Source organism: Nostoc sp. MG11, assembly GCF_014904695.1.
Taxonomy (GTDB): Bacteria; Cyanobacteriota; Cyanobacteriia; order Cyanobacteriales; family Nostocaceae; genus Komarekiella.
The window spans coordinates 1-5,768 of record NZ_JACXXN010000108.1 but is presented as its reverse complement, the minus strand read 5'-3'; the positions used below and the strand labels follow the sequence as shown (position 1 = coordinate 5,768).

General features: G+C 39.9%; 6 protein-coding genes. 3 read left to right on the top strand and 3 right to left on the bottom strand.

All coding sequences use genetic code 11. The features are described 5' to 3' along the window. Positions 1-64 precede the first annotated feature (64 nt). The 3 genes from HCR01_RS39665 to HCR01_RS36590 all read right to left on the bottom strand — a co-directional run bounded on the left by HCR01_RS39665 (position 65) and on the right by HCR01_RS36590 (position 2,379). Positions 65-685 (bottom strand): hypothetical protein, encoded by a 621-nt coding sequence (locus tag HCR01_RS39665; protein WP_226890044.1) that lies wholly within the window; start codon positions 683-685, stop codon positions 65-67. 157 nt (positions 686-842) lie between these two features. Further along, entirely contained in the window at positions 843-1,757 is a 915-nt protein-coding gene (locus HCR01_RS36595) for a ParB/RepB/Spo0J family partition protein (RefSeq protein WP_193200797.1), read from the bottom strand. Next, on the bottom strand, positions 1,744-2,379 hold the full coding sequence (locus tag HCR01_RS36590) for an AAA family ATPase (protein WP_193200796.1): 636 nt from the start codon (positions 2,377-2,379) through the stop codon (positions 1,744-1,746). Before HCR01_RS36590 ends, HCR01_RS36595 begins: the two co-directional genes overlap by 14 nt. A gap of 184 nt (positions 2,380-2,563) precedes the next feature. Between HCR01_RS36590 and HCR01_RS36585 the strand changes: the two genes are divergently transcribed. From HCR01_RS36585 to HCR01_RS36575, 3 genes are all read left to right on the top strand, one after another. Continuing rightward, positions 2,564-3,514 (top strand): RpoD/SigA family RNA polymerase sigma factor, encoded by a 951-nt coding sequence (locus HCR01_RS36585; RefSeq protein WP_193200795.1) that lies wholly within the window; start codon positions 2,564-2,566, stop codon positions 3,512-3,514. A gap of 678 nt (positions 3,515-4,192) precedes the next feature. Further along, positions 4,193-4,480, top strand: a complete 288-nt coding sequence (locus HCR01_RS36580; protein ID WP_193200794.1) for a hypothetical protein — start codon at positions 4,193-4,195, stop codon at positions 4,478-4,480. Positions 4,481-4,886: 406 nt separating this feature from the next. Further along, entirely contained in the window at positions 4,887-5,552 is a 666-nt protein-coding gene (locus HCR01_RS36575) for a pentapeptide repeat-containing protein (protein WP_193200793.1), read from the top strand. Positions 5,553-5,768 lie beyond the last annotated feature (216 nt).

Sequence of the window (5,768 nt, the reverse complement as noted above, 5' to 3'; positions counted from 1 at the left end):
TATGATGAGGATGAAGATGAGTCAGAGGAGGAATAAACTTTTTTAACTATGAGCGACCAAATCTCTACTTCCAGGGTGAAGAAATAGCTGTTGTTGAAAGCACCTCTTTTGCATTCGGTCTAATCCCAGTTTCACCACAGCTAGGACATTGCACTTTCGCCAGCACCACTGACGGACGCCCCTTATACTCTCCAATTACTGGTTCCCCTGTAAACTCGCTGATTATTCCCTGCTTACAATGCCAGCACTCGAACACCACGCGCCCTACTGGCTTGTCGCAGTCCAAAAATTCCATGTGCTGGCACATTTGGGGTGGTAACTCCTCTTCTTCATCGCTTCTTTCAAATATGTGCGGTTTGGATTGAGGAGGGGAATCTAATTTTTTCTTACGGGGGGTAGTGGCGTTCTCGTTCCTATGAACTTGCGGCATCGCCTGTGTTTGAGCTTGGGGCGGTGAAGCTGGCTCATCTAGCCCAGTGATTGGAAAATCGGTTACAGCTAATTCAGCCGGGGCTTGGGTCGGGGTTGAAGATATAGGTTTGTCAGCAGTGGGGTCTGGGTTAACCTGTAATTTCGATGAGGGTCGCTCTGCTGGTCGATAGGCAACGAGGTCAAGCTTTGGGCTTGGGTCTGGGGATTTTGGCTGTTGTTTGGGTGGTTTAGATGGGCGTTGTGTAGATTTCATTAACACCTTGTTTTAGGGGACTTAGCCGAACTGGAGAATAATCGTGTTTCATCTATGATTTTACAGTTCCAAATCAATCAGCACTTTTTCAAGGTGTTTACAAAAATTAAAACTTTATAAGTTAAGTTTTGCTGTTAAAGTAACTCAATAAAGATAATTAATCCTCAGTCAAGATAACTTCTATTTGCATCAATAACTTTTCTAAACGTTTCTGTTTTTTGGGATCATCCCAGGCTTTTGTTTTTTGAAAACGATGGTTTAACTCTTGCATTCGGTACTTTAACGACTCAGATTCCTCCTTCCGAGGGCGAATAACTTTAATTCGTTCTCGGATTTGGGAAAGAGATAAGTTTTGAGTAATTGCCTCTTCTAGTAATTCTTTCCTTTGAACCTCATCTTTTAAACGAGCGATCACTTGAGCTTTGGTGTAAGCAATTTTGCCACTTCTTAGAGACTCAAGAATCTCTGCTGGTAAGCTAAGTAAGATTAGCCTAGTTGTTACAAAAGACTCCCAAGAAATAGATCCTAGTTCGGAAAAAATGGTTTGAATTTTTTGAGCTTCCGGACTAATCAAAACGTTTTGATTAATATTTCCCACGGCTTCATTTCGCATTCGATAAAGAAGAGCAGAAACTTCGGCTAGGTTGATTTCAAGTTTCAAACGTAATAATTGAAGGATTCCTTCTGTTTCCTCTACAGGATTCAAATCCTCACGTTGTAAGTTTTCGACAAGTGCCATCTGAACGGCTTCGTCATCAGTCAACTCTCTGATAGTTACAGGGACTAACGTTAATCCCGCTTCTTTTGCGGCTTTATAACGCCGTTCTCCTGCCACCAGTTCATATTGTCCAGCATCCCCCAAAGGGCGAACGAGAAGTGGTTCTAAGATCCCATGCGTGCAAATTGAATCCTTTAATTGTTGAAGCTTTTGAGTGTCAAAATATCGACGAGGCTGGCTTGCTGGAAGAGAGATAGAATCAATGGAGACTTCACAAATCTTAGACGAACCGCTAGTTAAAGGCAATTCCGCATCAAATTTCCAATCATCTTTTAAACTATTACGCCTTGCCATACCTTAAAGCCTCCTCGAAAAGCTGCTTATAATCTTTTGCAGCCTGAGATGCCGCATCACCAGACATATTGAAAACAGTAGCAGACTGCCCTGGAGCATCAGCAATCACTTGCCGTTGATAAATCACTTGCTTTAGTAACGCTAACCCTTGGGTTTGGGCTAAAACCTCTTGAGCTTCCCTCAATAATACAGTGCCTTTTGAGGCACGACTTATGAACATTGCAGCATTTGGGGAACCTTTACGAATTTTCTGGGCTTGATTGACTAAACGAACAATGTCTTTAGTTGCTAGCAAGTCGAGATTTGCTGGTTGCACAGGCACTAAAGCTAAATCGACACTTAATAACACCGCTTTAGCGGTTTCACCAAGAACAGCTGGAGAATCTATAATAACTGAATCGTACTGTTCTGAAAACTGTGTAATTTGGTCAAAGAGATCATCGGGATTACTGATTACTAAAGAAGATAGATTCAGCTTTTCTAGCCATTGACTAGAACTGGTCTGACCATCTGAGTCAATAACCATTACATTATGTTTCCTCTGGGATAACCAGTAAGCCAAATGTACTGCGGTTGTTGATTTTCCACACCCGCCCTTTCTGTTTAAAATTCCAATAAGCATTGATTCTGCCTAATTATCACTAAACTCTGCAATATCATAGTTAATGTTTCTATCTAAAGCTTGGCAAACTTTTAGATTTAATACTGTGCCAATTTTATATAGATTTATAACGAAAGAGTGCCAGGGAATCAACGGTAGTATTTTAATCTCATGGCTGCTACTCTTATTTATTATTTAAAATCTTATGTCCACCCCCACTCCAGACCTAGTTCGCCTCTACCTGCAAGACATTGGTCGCGTCCCCTTGCTGACTGGCTCCCAAGAAATCGCCTATGCCCGACAGGTACAGCAGATGGTAGCAATTGAACAACGGAAAACTGAACTCACGCAAGAACTACATCGCCAACCAACAACATCTGAATTAGCTGCGGACACAGGTAAAACCGAAGCTGAAATCGCTCAAATTCTTCGCCAAGGACAACGAGCTAAGCAAAAAATGGTGACAGCTAATTTACGGCTAGTAGTTTCAATCGCCAAAAAGTACCAAAATCGCAACATGGAATTGCTCGATCTGGTTCAAGAAGGTTCACTAGGACTACAACGGGGAATAGAGAAATTTGACCCCAACCGTGGTTACAAGCTTTCTACCTACGCTTATTGGTGGGTCACTCAAGCAATCACAAGAGCGATAGCAGAACAATCCCGCACCATTCGATTGCCCGTTCATTTCACCGAAAGACTCAATAAAATCAAGAAAGTGCAGCGAGAAGTATTTCAGACACTAGGTCGTCTTCCTAGTGTCGTAGAAATTGCCGAAAATTTGAACTTGCAGCCGAACCAAATTCGGGAAGCTCTAACTGCATCTGGTCAAACACTTTCTCTAGAATTGCGAGTAGGAGAGAACCAGGATACAGAACTGGGCGAACTCTTGCACGATGAAAGCGTCTCCTTAGATGAAGATATCACCCTTGAATGTTTACGCCAAGATATGATTAATATGCTCTCATCGCTAACACCCATACAAAGGGAAGTGGTAATCTTACGCTTTGGACTTGAAAATGGGCAGCAACTAAATTTGAGGCAGATTGGAGAGCAGCTAAACCTTAGCCGAGAGCGAATTCGTCAAATTGAGGTCAAAGCAATGGCTATTCTGCGCCGTCATCAAGACAATATTCAAGATTATCTTGCTTCATGATGAGCAATGACCTACGAAATGCTCTTAGTTTTTCGGGGTGTTTGCTTCAATATTGTGTTAATTGTGCTAGCTTATTTAGCCCTTTCTAGCTAAAAGGTGAAAAGCAAAGTTCCGAAAGGTTTTCAGCGAGCGGGTTTTCCCCTCTGACACAAAAGGGTTAATCTGCGTCCCAGCAGGCTAAAACAAAACCAGTATAGGCGTGAAAATTTGGCAGTAAGTTCTTGCCCAACTCCTCAATTTACTTTTATTAGTAAAGCCCAGCAGATCAATTTCAATAATTTCATATTTGTCAACCTACTTTCAGTAATAAATAGCTTGCTTTACCATGCTGGATTGCTTTGTCATCTCAAAATTGGTAATATTCACTATAAATATTTTTAAAGAAAAATTAAATATATTTACTTCATATTTGATGAAAACGCTAATTAAACTAAAGTATTTTTCATTGCTAAAGACTGCGTATAAATATTTAAATTACGCATATAATTCTAGATAATTAGCAAATTCTTAGCAAAGGGAAATTTTCCAAATCCGAAAATTTTTGACGATCAACTCTCAAATAATCCCATTAGCCAATTGACATTAGAGTAGAGGAATGCAGCGATAAGTCTTTCAAAGACTAGATTAAATATCCGTCCAATTTTACCTCTATATTTTAGTACAACAAGGAGTTTATTGATGAGTAAGCGTTTGAAATTAACAAAAATTTCTAGAGGAATAATATTTTATTTAATGCTCTGGCTGCGTCCTATTGTTTTAAGAGTTGGAAAGGTTGTTAGCGGGTTTTTTATATTTGTTTTTATCTTGGGATTTATCCAAAAGTTGTTGATGCCTACTCCCATAGGCTGGAATTTTATAATTGGTCTTGGTTTAACTAGTTTCGCTATATTTTGGCTAACAGAGTCTTATGATAATATTTTGCTTCGGCTTAACCCTACTGGTAATACTCTTATTCTGAGAAAATAAAATATCAAACAGGTGTCTAAGGGTGATGAAGTGTGATAAATTATGGTAATTTTCAAGAGTTTCACTCAAATAATGCAGATTGGGAAGAGTTTACATCTAAGTTGAAAGCTGATAAACTTCTGAATCAATTCTTCGATTCTGGTGAATCAATTAATCATGTGTACGTGAAACCAGTTAAAGCGGAAAATTATAAGCAACCTCATTGACCGGGAAAGTTTCATATCGCCGGATTTGCACGAAAGTCCTTGGCATAAGATGGGGTGTATTTTTCTATTCAGTACAATGCATATTAAGTGAAAAATCTAGAATAAAAATTCTAAAGATTTGGGTATACTATTGTTATCTTTAAAGTTGATAAAAGATAAATTTTTGGCTCTTGGTTAACTTGATAATGGGTTAAGCAACAATGATTTTAAAGTGTTTGACTTCATGTTATCAAAAATTAATCTATCCGCAAGCTGCACATAATTATTGGCAACTGCAAACTATCAGACAGAAAGACATATTAACGTTGGAGGAAGCATCATTATATTTAGACATCCAGCCAGGAATGCTATTAGAGGAAGTGGGATTGGGAAAACTGCCCGGTGGCAAATTAGCAGGGAAGTGGCGATTCTGCAAGGATGCTTTGCTCAATCACTTCTCTATCTATCACGGTAACGGCCCTTGGATTAGTGAGGAAAATGTAGACGAAGAAGTTGAGGTTTGTCAGCAAGAAACCGTATTGAGACTGATAGAAGATTACAGCGTAGGCAGAAGAGACTTTACCCAAAGCGATTTTAGAGGAACAGATTTCAGAGATACAGATCTATCTGAAGCTGACTTTAGTGGCAGTTGGTTGTCAAGAGCCAACTTTGAGGGCAGTATTTTAACAGGAGCAGAATTTCAATCAGCTCATCTGCGAGAAGCTAATTTCCGAGGTGCTAATCTCAGCTACGTTAATTTTAGGGGAGCAGATTTAACTGGAGCACATTTAGGTCAAGCTATTCTCGTTGGTGCTAACTTATCGGATGCAATTCTTTTAGGGATAGATCTTTGGAGAGCCAATATAGAAAATGCAAGATTTAGATGAAAGTTAGGACATAAATTTTTAGAAAATTAGTTACTCAGCATTCTATTATTGTACGTATCAAAGGGTTTCAGCGTCGATTTTGAATTAAGCTGCGATGCCCTTGGCGGGGCTTTGCCCATCGCTAGCATCACCCACAGAAATCATCCACACGTATATCCCGCCAGACATCAGACGGTTGCCAGCCGGAGTTACCCTCAGAGTGCAAGGGGCGTGTGC